Annotated in this window: 12 protein-coding genes, 5 tRNA genes and 1 pseudogene; 2 read left to right on the top strand and 16 right to left on the bottom strand. The window is 43.4% G+C overall.

Features of this window, described 5'->3' with window-relative positions:
• Nucleotides 1-44 precede the first annotated feature (44 nt).
• The 6 genes from AC6HZ4_RS01320 to AC6HZ4_RS01295 form a co-directional block, all read right to left on the bottom strand.
• Nucleotides 45-120, bottom strand: a tRNA-Asp gene (locus tag AC6HZ4_RS01320).
• 5 nt (nt 121-125) lie between these two features.
• A tRNA-Val gene (locus AC6HZ4_RS01315) sits at nt 126-201 on the bottom strand.
• A 7-nt stretch (nt 202-208) separates the two neighbouring features.
• A tRNA-Glu gene (locus AC6HZ4_RS01310) sits at nt 209-283 on the bottom strand.
• Nucleotides 284-286: 3 nt separating this feature from the next.
• Nucleotides 287-377: transfer RNA gene (locus AC6HZ4_RS01305), tRNA-Ser, on the bottom strand.
• A 3-nt stretch (nt 378-380) separates the two neighbouring features.
• Nucleotides 381-455, bottom strand: a tRNA-Asn gene (locus AC6HZ4_RS01300).
• Between the two features lie 152 nt (nt 456-607).
• Nucleotides 608-1,078: a SprT family protein gene (locus AC6HZ4_RS01295; protein ID WP_497493241.1), complete on the bottom strand. Its 471-nt coding sequence runs from the start codon at nt 1,076-1,078 to the stop codon at nt 608-610.
• 77 nt (nt 1,079-1,155) lie between these two features.
• On the opposite strand from AC6HZ4_RS01295, the gene cmpA reads away from it, so the two are divergent.
• A complete protein-coding gene (cmpA, locus tag AC6HZ4_RS01290) occupies nt 1,156-1,266 on the top strand; it encodes a cortex morphogenetic protein CmpA (protein WP_497493240.1) in 111 nt (36 codons plus the stop codon).
• Nucleotides 1,267-1,302: 36 nt separating this feature from the next.
• Here cmpA and AC6HZ4_RS01285 read toward each other — a convergent pair whose 3' ends face one another.
• From AC6HZ4_RS01285 to acpS, 6 genes are all read right to left on the bottom strand, one after another.
• Entirely contained in the window at nt 1,303-3,471 is a 2,169-nt protein-coding gene (locus tag AC6HZ4_RS01285; protein WP_497495556.1) for a Tex family protein, read from the bottom strand.
• Nucleotides 3,472-3,853: 382 nt separating this feature from the next.
• A complete protein-coding gene (gene ndoA, locus AC6HZ4_RS01280) occupies nt 3,854-4,204 on the bottom strand; it encodes a type II toxin-antitoxin system endoribonuclease NdoA (protein WP_497493239.1) in 351 nt (116 codons plus the stop codon).
• Nucleotides 4,205-4,208: 4 nt separating this feature from the next.
• Entirely contained in the window at nt 4,209-4,499 is a 291-nt protein-coding gene (locus AC6HZ4_RS01275) for a CopG family ribbon-helix-helix protein (RefSeq protein WP_129731419.1), read from the bottom strand.
• Between the two features lie 153 nt (nt 4,500-4,652).
• The gene (gene alr, locus AC6HZ4_RS01270; protein WP_497493238.1) at nt 4,653-5,819 is read right to left on the bottom strand and encodes an alanine racemase; all 1,167 of its coding nucleotides are present in this window, start codon (nt 5,817-5,819) and stop codon (nt 4,653-4,655) included.
• A 295-nt stretch (nt 5,820-6,114) separates the two neighbouring features.
• On the bottom strand, nt 6,115-7,125 hold the full coding sequence (locus AC6HZ4_RS01265; protein ID WP_497493237.1) for a LolA family protein: 1,011 nt from the start codon (nt 7,123-7,125) through the stop codon (nt 6,115-6,117).
• A 92-nt stretch (nt 7,126-7,217) separates the two neighbouring features.
• Nucleotides 7,218-7,577 carry a holo-ACP synthase gene (acpS, locus tag AC6HZ4_RS01260; RefSeq protein ID WP_497493236.1) on the bottom strand — a complete coding sequence of 120 codons (360 nt, stop codon included), beginning with the start codon at nt 7,575-7,577 and terminating at the stop codon, nt 7,218-7,220.
• An 89-nt stretch (nt 7,578-7,666) separates the two neighbouring features.
• Between acpS and AC6HZ4_RS01255 the strand changes: the two genes are divergently transcribed.
• Nucleotides 7,667-8,221, top strand: a complete 555-nt coding sequence (locus AC6HZ4_RS01255) for a rhomboid family intramembrane serine protease (protein WP_497493233.1) — start codon at nt 7,667-7,669, stop codon at nt 8,219-8,221.
• Between the two features lie 113 nt (nt 8,222-8,334).
• Here AC6HZ4_RS01255 and AC6HZ4_RS01250 read toward each other — a convergent pair.
• From AC6HZ4_RS01250 to AC6HZ4_RS01235, 4 genes and pseudogenes are all read right to left on the bottom strand, one after another.
• A pseudogene (locus tag AC6HZ4_RS01250) lies at nt 8,335-8,517 on the bottom strand (UV DNA damage repair endonuclease UvsE); the annotation flags it as partial.
• Between the two features lie 195 nt (nt 8,518-8,712).
• Complete coding sequence (cshA, locus tag AC6HZ4_RS01245; RefSeq protein ID WP_497493232.1) at nt 8,713-10,239, bottom strand: degradosome RNA helicase CshA; 1,527 nt, start codon at nt 10,237-10,239, stop codon at nt 8,713-8,715.
• A 543-nt stretch (nt 10,240-10,782) separates the two neighbouring features.
• Nucleotides 10,783-12,159 (bottom strand): UDP-N-acetylmuramoyl-tripeptide--D-alanyl-D-alanine ligase, encoded by a 1,377-nt coding sequence (locus AC6HZ4_RS01240; protein WP_497493231.1) that lies wholly within the window; start codon nt 12,157-12,159, stop codon nt 10,783-10,785.
• Nucleotides 12,160-12,210: 51 nt separating this feature from the next.
• Nucleotides 12,211-13,290 (bottom strand): D-alanine--D-alanine ligase, encoded by a 1,080-nt coding sequence (locus tag AC6HZ4_RS01235; RefSeq protein ID WP_497493229.1) that lies wholly within the window; start codon nt 13,288-13,290, stop codon nt 12,211-12,213.
• Nucleotides 13,291-13,381 lie beyond the last annotated feature (91 nt).

Genomic DNA, 13,381 nt, shown 5'->3' with positions numbered 1-13,381 from the left:
ATACATACCCATAAAAAACAACTTCTATTCACTAGAAGTTTTAGTGGCGGTCCCGACGGGGATCGAACCCGCGATCTCCTGCGTGACAGGCAGGCATGTTAACCACTACACCACGGAACCAAGTATGGTGGAGGATGACGGGCTCGAACCGCCGACCCTCTGCTTGTAAGGCAGATGCTCTCCCAGCTGAGCTAATCCTCCATAATGTTGGTGACCCGTACGGGATTCGAACCCGTGTTACCGCCGTGAAAGGGCGGTGTCTTAACCGCTTGACCAACGGGCCATATGGCAGAGAAGAAGGGATTCGAACCCTCGCGCCGGTTACCCGACCTACTCCCTTAGCAGGGGAGCCCCTTGAGCCACTTGGGTACTTCTCTATATGGCTCCGCAAGTAGGATTCGAACCTACGACCTATCGGTTAACAGCCGATTGCTCTACCGCTGAGCTATTGCGGAATAATCAAAAACACTTCTATATCAAGATGCTCACCATTTTTGATGAGACTTCTTATATTTTACAAACATTTATATAAAATGTCAATCAACGATTTCATTTTATTTTCATTTCGTCTTCGTTGTGACACGTTATAATAATACTCTATCGTAATTTAAGTGTCAACACGTTTTTTCATCTCCTCTAATTTGCCTTTGCATCTTCCGCATCTATATCGTTTTGTATCTACCCTTCTTTTTCGTGCATATTGAAGCCCGCATGATATGCATTCATATATGTATGACGGAAGCCGTCTTTTGGAGTCTGTACCCGGAATCGTTTTACAAAAGCGCGGCGCTCCCACTTCTGCTAGCAGCCTGCGAAAGTCAGCATCTCGATGCTTATAGCCTTTGCCTGCTAGATGCAAATGATAATGGCAAAGCTCATGCTTAATTACTTCTATGAGTTCCTCTTTTCCAAACGCTTCGTAATAATTGTGACTTAGCTCAATATGATGGCTTTGCAGCAAATACCTGCCGCCGGTGGTGCGAAGACGCTTATTAAACAATGCTTTATGACAAAATGGCAGCTTGAAATACTGTAGGGATACCTCCTCCACAAGATGTTGTAATTCTTCTTCTTTCATTTTCTAACACCCTCTTTTCGTCCTACGCATATACTGTTCATATATCCGCCCTATCTTACATTAGAGGAGGGATATTCGTGCCCACTTGGCTGCAAAATCAAATTCGCCGCGCCTATTTCGAAAAAAACCGCTATCAAATTAGAATATTAAATGAGTGTTGGTTTTTCTATAAGAAACTTCAACGTTAATCAAGGGAGTGCTCCGTGTTCACTCCCTTGATTGTTTTATTCCGATAACGGCAGCATAGACAAAGAAACGCGTCCTTTTTGTATATCTACACCGTCCACCCATACCTTCACGATTTGTCCAACCGAAACAACATCGAGAGGGTGCTTAACAAAACCCTTTTTTAATTTAGAAATATGAACAAGTCCGTCCTGTTTTACACCGATATCAATAAACGCTCCAAAGTCCACTACATTTCGTACAGTTCCTTCTAATTCCATACCGCGCTTTAAATCTTCTAATTGAAGAACATCCTTCTTTAGGAGAGGCTTTTGGAATTCCTCCCGCAAGTCACGCTCTGGACGGATGAGGGCATCAATGATATCATGCAAAGTCGGTTCGCCAATTCCTGTTTTTCCTGACAGCTCATGCAGGTTGACTTCCTCTAGAACTTGCCTTAATTCGTCTTTTCCTAAGTCATCCACTGTAAATCCAAGCTGCTTGAGTAGATTTATGACATCGTCGTAACGCTCCGGATGAATGCTCGTCTTGTCTAAAGCATTACTTCCTTCCAAAACACGCAAAAAGCCGATACACTGCTCGTATGTTTTTGCTCCTAAGCGCGGAATTTTCTTCAACTGGGAACGGCTTGTGAATTTTCCGTTCTCTTCACGCTGCTTTACAATATTTTTAGCTACCGTCTTTGTTAGACCAGATACATATTGCAGGAGAGAAACAGATGCTGTATTTACATTTACTCCCACTTGGTTAACTGCTGTTTCCACAACAAACGTGAGTGACTCACTTAAACGTTTTTGAGACACATCATGTTGATACTGACCAACACCTACCGACTTTGGATCAATTTTCACCAATTCTGCCAAAGGATCTTGAAGGCGACGAGCAATGGAAACCGCACTGCGCTCTTCCACCTGTAATTCAGGAAATTCCTCACGTGCTAAATCAGAAGCCGAATAGACGCTTGCTCCTGCTTCATTGACAATAATATAAAAAATGTCGCGGTCGATTGTTTTTAAAATATCGGCCACAAATTGTTCAGTCTCACGAGATGCTGTACCGTTTCCAATCGCAACAACCTCAATGTTATAAGTATGTAAAACTGAAATAAATGCTTCTCTCGCTTCAGCCGGTTTAGCCTTTGGCGGATGCGGATAAATCACTCCGATGTGCATTACCTTTCCTGTCTCATCCACGACTGCAAGCTTACAACCTGTACGGTATGCCGGGTCAACACCAAGAACAATCTTTCCTTTCATAGGAGGCTGCAGCAGCAAATTACGAAGGTTCTCAGAGAAAATATGAATCGCCTGCTCTTCGGCCTTCTCTGTCAGCTCCTTACGAATTTCTCTTTCAATGGAAGGTTCAATAAGACGCTTATAAGCATCCTCTGCTGCTTCTCCCACGTACTTTGCTGCTGGCGAAGCATGAGATTTTACCATACGTTTATATAAATACTGCACAATTTCTTCACTCGGAGGCATAACAGCTATCTTTAAAACCCCTTCGCTTTCACCGCGATTCATTGCCAAAATACGGTGCGGGACAATTTTTTGAATTGGTTCTGTGTAGCTATAATACATCTCATATACCTTTTTATCATCTTTTTCTCCATCCTTTACCGAGGAAGAAATGCTTCCTTTTCGGAACGTAGCATCGCGAATCCATTTTCGATAGGAAGCCTCGTCAGAAATTTGCTCGGCAATAATATCCTTTGCCCCCTGTATTGCCTCTTCCTCTGTTTGCACTTCCTTCTCAATGTCGATATATTCCCGCGCTCTCTCTAGAACATCACCGTGCATCGGAAAAGATAGAAGCCAATTAGCTAGCGGCTCTAACCCCTTCTCCTTCGCAATCGCCGCTTTTGTTCGTCTTTTCTCCTTATACGGACGGTATAGGTCTTCTACCTCCTGCAGCTTTGCTGCTGCTTCAATATTGCGGCGAAGCTCATCGGTCAGCTTGCCTTTTTCCTCAATAAGACGAAGAACCTCAGCTTTCCTTGCCTCCAAATTTACGATATACTGCCATTTCTCCAAAATGGTACGGATTTGTACCTCATCTAAGGATCCTGTCATCTCCTTACGATAACGAGCAATAAATGGTACCGTATTTCCTTCCTCAGTCAGATTGATAACGCTAGCCACATGCTTTCCTGCAATTCCAAGCTCCTTTGAAATATTCGTTATGAATACATTACGCCTTTCTACCATCTCTGCCTGCAAAAAACACTCCTCCTCATTCAAAAAAACGGATGTAACTTACCTGGTTCCTACAGCAAAACACTCAGTCAAGCACCTTTCTCCAGCTATATCTAGAAAAGAAAGCTAGACAGCCTTCCTTCTTACTACTAAAAAAGTGAACACGGTCCTCCTTTGCTCCTAGGGAAGAACAACCCGTGCACAAAACGCTCGGTTCGGGCGAAGCTGATTCATCGAAGCCTTACGTGTGCTCCGACGCCTTTTTCTTTTTGTGCCAGAGATTATTCTGGAGGCGGGAGCAAAACGCGGATACTAGACATCACCTAAAAAGTTATACATTCTTATCTTCTGATAAAAAAAAGCTGCTCCAGTAAGAGAGCAGCTTCGTGATGGTTTAAAAATCTATCAGTCCTAAACTAATCTGTACCGCTTCGTCCACACGGCCCATCATTTCCTCATCCAAATGAGTAATCTTATCCGTTAAACGTTGCTTATCAATCGTCCGGATTTGTTCAAGCAAAATGACGGAATCTCTCTCGAATCCGTATCTTTTTGCATCAATTTCTACGTGAGTCGGCAGCTTGGCTTTCTGAATTTGTGCTGTTATGGCTGCTACAATGACAGTAGGACTAAATCGGTTTCCGATGTCGTTTTGGATGACAAGAACAGGACGAACGCCACCTTGCTCAGAACCAACAACCGGGGAAAGATCTGCAAAATACACGTCGCCGCGCTTTACAATCAAAGGATTACCCCCCGCTAACTAAGCGTTCTACTGTATGCTCTGCTTCGTACTCTGCTAAGAAGGCTTCAGATGCGATGCCCAGATTAATCTTACCCATCTCAATATACCCACGTCTCATAGACTCATGCTGATAACGTTTCTTTGTCTTATGTTGGCGTAATAATAACTGAGTTGCCTGACAAATTAAATCGTTGCGGTTTCTATTCTCTTGCTTTCCGATTCCGTCTAGCTCATTTACCATTTGTTTCGGCAGACGAACAACAATTTCTGTAGTAGTTACACTCGATTCGGACACAAAAATACACCTCCACCATCAACTACACACACCGATATATATTGACACCTATTTTCATAATACCATTGTATGGGCTCTGTTGCAAAGACTTCCTGATTCCTTGCTTATGTTTTCCATATAAAATGAAAAACATTCACCGCTCTAAAACTTTTCTCATTCGACTAATATATTCTCCGTTTTGACTACTACACCATCTCTTATATAGACACGCGGGACTCGAAAGCTAATCAGGCACGGAATCTCGTAGTTAATCGTCTCTGCATGTACAGCAGCATCATCTATACTGACACATTCTCCACCTTGCTTGCCGATCAGTGTAATCTTTGTACCGACAGGCAGCTCGTGTGGAAGGCGAATCATAAACTGATCCATACAAACGCGACCTACAATCGGAACACGCTGGCCGGCTGCAAGAACCTCAAACCCTTGCATTTTACGGATCCATCCATCTGCATATCCGACTGGCACAGTAGCAATCCATTCCTTCTCTCTAGCTTTATATGTTGCGCCATAGCTAATGCCGCTTCCTATTTCCACCTGCTTCACATGCGTAATTTTGCTGTGGAGAGAAAAGGCTTCCTTTAACGGATAAGGAAGGAGATGATTGATTTCAGGAGATGGTGTCAAACCGTACATAGCAATCCCGATGCGGACTGCATTGAAAATACATTGTGTAAAACGTAAGCTAGCTGCGCTATTTGCGCAATGTATAAGCGGCGGATTTATATCGCGCTTCTTCAGCCATTCCAGCTGTTGTAAAAATCGTGCATACTGCCCTTCAAAATAAGACACATCCACACTATCCGCTGTCGCAAAATGTGTATATGCCCCTTCTAAAAGAAGGGAAGGCGCATCCTCCATCATACGGAGACAGCTTGCCAATTCTTCCTCCGTTTGAATACCGAGGCGCCCCATACCAGTGTCAAACTTAAAATGTAAAGAGAGCGGGCCGGAAAACTCCTTTCCTTGCTTCACCTGCTCTAGCCATTCGGAACGAAATACCGTTAAAGCGATGTTATACTCGGCTGCAATTGCAGCATCTTCAGGACGCGTAGCTCCCAATACAAGAATTGGAGCTGTAATACCCTCTTTTCTTAATAAAAGCGCCTCATCCAAAAATGCAACCGCAAGCCGACTTGCCCCCGCCTCCAAAGCAGTCCTCGCCACTGGTACGTAGCCATGACCATAGGCATTTGCCTTAACAGCCGCGATCACTTCAGTTCCTTCTCCTACATGATGTTTGGCGTTGGCCACATTGGTATATATAGCATCCAAGTCTACCTCCACCCATGTATCGCGGTAAAACATTGACCCTTTCATTCAAAGAACACTTCCCTTATACGATATGCGATGCTTATTCTTATATATTCACGTTTTTTTGCTTTTGTAATTCCCCCTTGATTATCGACCTGCTGCGCAGCAGTTGTCAACGATATTGCTGACAAAAAAGGGAAAAGATCTGAATTTGATGTACAGGACTGTTGATAAATTAAGGGAAGCGTGCCTCACTTTTTTCGTTTGTATACAATGTATTTGAAAATATACATCAAGCTTGTCTAGCTACAAACTCCTTCAAAAAAGCGCGGCAAGTTATCCCTGCCGCGTTTTTCCCTCCCTATTTCGATGCCTTTTCATAGACGGAACGCGCTACCATGAGAAGCTCTTCCTGCGTCAAACCTTTGGATGCAAGCATATAATCTACCCCATTATACGACCATGTTACAGAATCTTCCGTTAAGGCACCTACAGTGAAGCCTAAGTCTACCGGTTCACCACTTACAGAAATGGCCGTACCAGTTGCAGATACCCTTGCCTTCTCTTGAATTAAGGTAAAGGATTTTTTATTCCCGCTGTACGTGACAATAACACGCTTACCGCCGGAAGTTTGCAGCTCTTTTTCTTCCTTGCGTTCCATTCCTTGCGGTACATCACTTGGGTATAGGACAGAAAACGGTTTATCCTGCTCCGCCGTTGTTGGTACCTCCATTTGTGCACTAGACATATTGCGTTTTGTATCAAATGCACCCTTATCAAACTTCGCGTCAAATTTTACATTCGAAAAGTCTACCTGCACAAGTACATTTTGATCAGGATCCATCAACTTGACTGAAACAGGTGCCAAGTCCTTTTTATTGAAGGTAACCTCTTGCTTTGGAATCATATTATTATTTTGGTAATTTGTTTTTGTTTCAAATACGTAAGCTTGATCTGTACTTTTAAATACTGCATCCTTATCCTTTAAAATGTCTCGAACAAGCGATTCAAACAAATAAGCTTGACTGCTATTTTGCGGCCAGTCGCTTTGGAAACGGAAGCTTTTGTTTAAAGCCGGTGTTAACACAAACACACCCTCATCATTACGCAAAATAATTTGACTTTGATCTTTTTTCGCATTTTTAAGATTTACACGGTAATAGGAAGGCTTGCTGTGCCAAATCTCCACACTATACACCTGTGGCTCTGTACCCGTTTTAATTGATAGCTTCGCCTCCGCTCGATAGCTCTTCATATTCTCTACCTTTGCTTTTAAATCTGAGACGACATCTTCCTTGGTTTTCTGTCCGCATCCTGCTAAAGCAACAATAAGCAAAAGTCCAAGCAGCAATGATAACAGCTGTTTTCTCATTCCCTCAACCCCTTTGTCTCATAAGTAACCGGAAGGCTGTGCCTTCCCTGCCGCTACTCAAATATATGAGACAAGAATGGGGAATATGCAGACTAGCTTGACGGGCTTTCGATAATCACCTGAGCCACGGCAAATTGTCTGCTGTGGCTAATTGATACATGAATCGTGTAGGGAGAAGCAGCATGCAAAACCGGCTTTCCTTGTTCATTATTATAAATTTCAATATCTAAAAAGCTAAGGTTCCTGCCAAATCCAGTTCCAACCGCTTTTGCATATGCTTCCTTAGCAGCAAAACGTCCTGCAACAAACTCCGTTCTCCGCTGGCCACGCAGCCGTTCTGCTTTCTCTCGCTCCCGTCCCGTTAAAATACGCTCCAAAAATTTCGGCTGCACCTCCATTAGCTTTGCAATCCGATCCAGCTCAATAATATCAATTCCCGTTCCAATAATCATAGAAGCACCTTCCTTCTTCTAATTCTCTTTTTCCATTCATAGTGTAGAATAGCAGAGACAAACAACTTTTCGCAAAAGGAGGGTAGAAATTGATTGTACAATCCCGTTATCTACCGATTCGTCTTCCTCCCGTTACCGTCGCCATACTAGCAATACAGATAATCGCTTGGAGCTTTTCTCGCCTGCTCATTCCACTTGGGGCCGGCTGCAATTCATGTACAGCTGCGGGGGAATGGTGGCGGCTCCTAACGCCCGTTTTCCTTCATGTAGATCTTTCTCATTTACTTTCAAATTGTCTAGGTCTATTGCTCCTAGGAACATATCTTGAACCTCAGCTTGGTAAATTGCGATTTTGTTCCCTTTTTCTTTTTACAGGTATTTGCGGCAATATAGCTACCTATTTTCTCATGCCTCTTTCCTTTATACATATAGGAGCATCTGGTGCTATTTTCGGCTTGCTAGGAATGCAGCTTTATCTCTTCTATCTCCAAAAACATCGCTATGAGAAACAACATCTAACCATATTCATTCTGCTTCTTTTCCTAGTTTCCATGACCTTCCTGGAAAGCTCGGTAAACATTGCTGCTCATCTAGGCGGACTGCTCTCCGGGGGAATCCTATCGCCATTTTTTATAAAAGAATGAGGCTAGCTCTATTTGACATAAAAGCTAGCCCCATCCACTATTTCGATATCTTCCTGCTTTTGCATATCATGCATAAGCTGAAACAACGCTTCATCCTTTCGCTTTGCTTCAATACCAGAATTATGCTTTAACAACCGTAAGCAATTCTCCAAATTCGAGTTTGCAATACGCTCAAGCTTTCGGATGGCTGCTTCCCGATCTTTCAAGCGCTGAAATTGTGCAAATGTCATCGTTTGAGACGGCGAGGCGTTCTGAGGATGGACGCTCATGGCAACGTAGCCAAGTCGTACGAGCATACAACCCCTCTTTTCTTAATTAGAATGTATGTAGTATTCCCAAAGTATAAGAAAAAGAAAAAGCGCGTTTTGCCAGTACACTAGGGAAGGTTATTTTGTAGAAGGGAGCAGGGCGGCACCCAAAAGGTATACGTTCTTACCTGCAAAAAAAAGAAACCTATACTAGTCGTATAGGCTTCCTCCATATATTCTATCTTACAGCTGCTTCGCTACAGGTGATTTACGGCTGCGTCCGTCACCGCTGCGTCCATCATTACGATCTCTTGGGAAATCCTTGCGAGGACCGCCTTTGCGGTTTCTTGCTCCACGATCTCCGCCACGGTCTCTTCCACGATCCCCGCCTCTGCTTCGATCGCCGCTTCTGCCGCGGTCTCCGCCTCTGCCACGGCTTCTATCCCTTGACACGACAGGCGGCTCCTCAGTTAATTGAACCGGTGTTGTATCTGGCTCTTTTGTCATAAGCTTTAACGCTGCCGCTACCACTGCTACAGAATCATTTTCTTCTAATAGCTCTTCAGCCATGCGCTTGTAGTAAGAAAGGTTTTCTGTTTCCAAAACGCTTGCCAGCTTTTCGGCAATCAGGCGCTGCTGTCCTTCCAATGCCTCATCTAATGTAGGCGGGTTCATACGATCCATCTTACGGTTTGTTGTACGTTCAATATTTTTCAGTTGTCCGAATTCACGCGGCGTTACAAACAGCATTGCAATTCCTGTTTTTCCAGCGCGTCCTGTACGGCCAATACGATGTACGTACGATTCTGGATCTTGCGGGATATCGAAGTTATACACGTGTGTAACTCCGGAAATGTCTAAGCCTCGTGCAGCTACATCAGTTGCTACAAGCACTTCAATAGAGCCTTCCTTAAACTTTTTCAAGACGGAGAGACGCTTAGCCTGAGACAAGTCGCCATGAATTCCTTCAGCAGCATATCCGCGTAGGTTTAAAGCCTCAGATAATTCATCTACACGACGCTTTGTGCGTCCGAACACAATTGCTAATTCCGGAGACTGAATATCCAGTAGACGAGTTAAAATGTCAAACTTCTTCTTCTCCTGCACTTCTAAATAGAACTGCTGGATATTTGGCATTGTTACCTCTTTTGCCTTAACCTTAATAACCTTAGGCTCCTTCATGAAGCGCTCAGCAATGCGACGAATCGGCTCTGGCATTGTAGCAGAGAACAATAATGTTTGATGCTCTTCTGGAACATCGCTTAAAATAGCCTCAATATCTTCAATAAAGCCCATGTTCAGCATTTCATCTGCTTCATCTAGGACAACTGTTTCAATATTTTGCAAACGAAGTGTTTTACGGTTAATATGGTCTAAAATACGTCCCGGCGTTCCGACGATAATATGAGGGTGTTTCTTTAAAGAGCGAATTTGGCGGTTAATATCTTGTCCGCCGTAAATCGGCAAAATGCGCACGCGCTTATGATAGCCAATTTTGTATAACTCTTCAGATACTTGAATTGCGAGTTCACGTGTAGGGGCAATAACAATACCTTGAATCGTGTCAGATTTTGTATCGATTTTATCTAATAGTGGCAATCCAAAAGCCGCTGTTTTTCCCGTTCCTGTTTGTGCCTGCCCAATAATATCTGCTCCCTCAAGCGCAGTTGGGATTGTTTGTGCCTGAATCGGCGTCGCTTCTTCAAAACCCATTTTTTCTACGGATTTGATCAGTTGTTCACTTAATCCTAATTCTCTAAATGTTGTCAATGTTTACTTCTCCTTTTCTCTTTCGTATTGCTACCTACTGAAAAAAGACATTCCCCGCACCCGCAGAAAATGCCCTTAGCTGATATTTCCCAAAGTCGAACTTTTCACTTATGATAACGGGCGAACTTCATTTATAAATATTGGAAAATACGAACTCTCATGTACTTTACCCATTATAAGTTTTGCGGTTGGAAAAAGCAAACTCCTTCTTCCATTATTTCGAATAAGGGCATATTAATCCGCTTTCTAGTCCCTAAACGGCCTCGGGTAGCCTTCTTTACTAAGTATTGTCTCGTTTCATATTTATAATCCATCCGCGTATTCTTTTTTACCTGCATAAAAGAAGAAAAAAGAACATGTGAATTATCTATTGAGAAATGACTGTTTCAGCGGGCAGTCTGCCTGTCTCCTATACCTATACGTACAAGGTGGTCCTTATGCCTCTTTCATAATATCCTCTCTTTATGTATATACGAAAGAAAGTATATCATGCTTTGAGCTCAAAAACAGCAAGACTCTAGTGAAGTCTTGCTGTTTCCCATCTTATTGCAGCCACGCGATTACTTCTTCAAGCCGCATACCGCGGGACGCCTTCACTAACACAACATCCTGCGCATCTGCAAGCTCTTTTAAGTCTTTTGCCAAAGCTTCTTTATTATCATAAGCCTTCACACGATTACTGCCAAGGCGTTCAGACGCTCCTTTTGCAATATACTTCCCTAAATCACCGTACGTAAATACGTAATGAATGCAATCCGGACTGATGCTTTGCCCAATTTCATAATGAAACTCTACTTCTTGATCACCAAGTTCTAGCATATCGCCGAGAACAGCAATTTTACGAGAAAAGCCTTGCAGCTCATTCATCAGCAAAAGTGCTGCCCTCATTGATGTTGGGCTTGCATTATATGCATCGTTAATAACTGTCACACTATTTGCCGTCTTTATAACCTCCATACGCATGCCTGTCATCTGCAGCTGCTCTAATCCTTGTTTCATCTCCTCCCATGTTACGCCGAAGAACTCCGCAACTGCCATGCATGCTAACGTGTTATACACATTATGCTTGCCGAGAACAGGGAGGAAAAAGGACATAGATGAAGCACGATTCACCGTAAACGTTGTACCCGTCGCTCCTAGCACAATAGAAGTTGGATAATAATCATTCGTTTTGCAATCGCCAAAGGCCGCCGTGGTTACCGGCAGATTCATCGTACTCACCCTTGATGCAAGCAGCGGTTCATCACCGTTATAGACGAACAAGCCCCCATCCTGCAAGCCAAGCACAATCTCTAGTTTTGCTTCCGCAATACCGGCACGTGAACCTAGCTCCATTAAGTGTGACTCTCCGATATTCGTAATAATGGCAGCGTTCGGACGAGCCAATTTAGAAAGAAACTCAATCTCGCCGCGTGCAGACATGCCCATTTCAAGCACAGCCATCTCTGTATCCTCTTCTAGGCGTAAAATCGTAAGTGGAAGACCGATATGATTATTGAAGTTACCTTCTGTTTTTTGTACCTTAAATCTCGTGCCCAATAGGCTTGTAACGATATCCTTCGCCGATGTTTTCCCGTTGCTTCCTGTTACCCCAATTACCTTGACGTCCAATTGATCCCGATAGCTTCTTGCCAGCTGCTGCAGCGCCTTCAACGTATCATCTACCAAAATCACCGGCACATTGTCAGGGGGATTTTGTACATCCTGTTGCCAAAGGATCGCAGCTGCCCCATTTTCTAAAGCAGACTGCGCAAAAGCATGCCCATCAAAACGTTCGCCTTGAATTGGAATATACAAATTACCGCTGCTTATTTTGCGCGAATCAATAGACACTCCCTGTATGCGTACATCTCCCCATTTCGCATCTAAACCGCTCCCATTTACCATTTGCTGAACCTGCGATAACGATCGTCCAATCATAAAAAACTCTCCTTACAGAAAGGAAGCACTGCGAGCAGGGCTTCCTTGTTTTTAGATAGTATATTTAATTTTTTGCTTCTCTTCATACCGCTCAATTGCCAGCTGTACAAGCCTTTCAATCAGCTCTGGATAAGACATGCCAGAATGCTGCCAAAGAAGCGGGAACATGCTGAATGGGGTAAAGCCAGGCATTGTATTTACTTCATTAATATATACGTTTCCTTCCTTCGTTAAGAAGAAATCCGCTCTCGTCAAGCCTGCTCCATCAAGTGCTTTAAAAGCTCGAATTGCATACTCTCGGATTGTCTCATACTCCTCCTGCGTCACCTCTGCTGGAATTATAAGAGCTGTATCACCATCTATATATTTTGCCTTATAGTCATAAAATTCCTTTTTCGGTGCAATCTCTCCAACAACAGAGCATTGCGGATCATCGTTACCGAGTACGCCGATTTCAATTTCACGACCCGTAATATTTTCTTCAATAATAATCTTTCGGTCGAATTGAAACGCTTCTTCAAACGCAGCCTCTAGCTCCTCTCGGCTTTTACACTTGCTAATGCCTACGCTAGACCCTAAGTTAGCCGGCTTTACAAAGCACGGATAGCCCAGCACTTCTTCAACCTTGATATAAGCCGTAACGCGCTCCTTTTCCCACTCGCTGCGAATAAATGAAACATAATTTGCTTGCGGAAGACCCGCCTGCGCAAAAATATTCTTCATCGCAACCTTATCCATACCAGCCGCGGATGCCAATACACCATTTCCAACATAAGGAATATTTAAAAGCTCTAATAAACCTTGTACTGTACCGTCTTCTCCATTTGGGCCGTGAAGCAGCGGAAATATAACGTCAACTACATCTTCTTCCTCAGAAGACGGCGCAAGCTCACGACTCAGTGAAAATGGAGATATCTTCCGGCCTGTATTTGCCATTTGAAGGGCCTTTACGTCTTCAACCTCCCCTTGCAAACAATCGCCCTTGATCCAGACTCCCTGCTCTGTAATATAAATAGGATATACCTCGAACTTTTCTGTATCCAGCGCTTTCGTAACAGCAAGAGCTGTTTGCAGCGAAACTTGATGCTCTGCAGATTTGCCTCCATATAACAAACCTAACTTGATTTTCATACAAAAACCACCTTAATCATTTTTTCTCATCTTTCTATTGTAGCACTTTTTAGGAAAATAGATAGCAACTGTTTCAAAGGGAGCTATTGAT

The sequence above is a fragment of the Ectobacillus sp. OTK genome (assembly GCF_059698935.1).
This window is presented reverse-complemented; position numbering and strand designations above follow the sequence as displayed.

What these genes read in the sequence shown, in the direction of transcription:
- AC6HZ4_RS01285 (WP_497495556.1), bottom strand. Translation starts at nt 3,471, where the DNA reads ATGGTAGAAAGGCGTAATGTATTCATAACGAATATTTCAAAGGAGCTT.
- AC6HZ4_RS01295 (WP_497493241.1), bottom strand. Translation starts at nt 1,078, where the DNA reads ATGAAAGAAGAAGAATTACAACATCTTGTGGAGGAGGTATCCCTACAG.
- acpS (WP_497493236.1), bottom strand. Translation starts at nt 7,577, where the DNA reads ATGATTATTGGAACGGGAATTGATATTATTGAGCTGGATCGGATTGCA.
- AC6HZ4_RS01240 (WP_497493231.1), bottom strand. Translation starts at nt 12,159, where the DNA reads ATGATTGGACGATCGTTATCGCAGGTTCAGCAAATGGTAAATGGGAGC.
- AC6HZ4_RS01235 (WP_497493229.1), bottom strand. Translation starts at nt 13,290, where the DNA reads ATGAAAATCAAGTTAGGTTTGTTATATGGAGGCAAATCTGCAGAGCAT.
- alr (WP_497493238.1), bottom strand. Translation starts at nt 5,819, where the DNA reads ATGAAAGGGTCAATGTTTTACCGCGATACATGGGTGGAGGTAGACTTG.
- AC6HZ4_RS01265 (WP_497493237.1), bottom strand. Translation starts at nt 7,125, where the DNA reads ATGAGAAAACAGCTGTTATCATTGCTGCTTGGACTTTTGCTTATTGTT.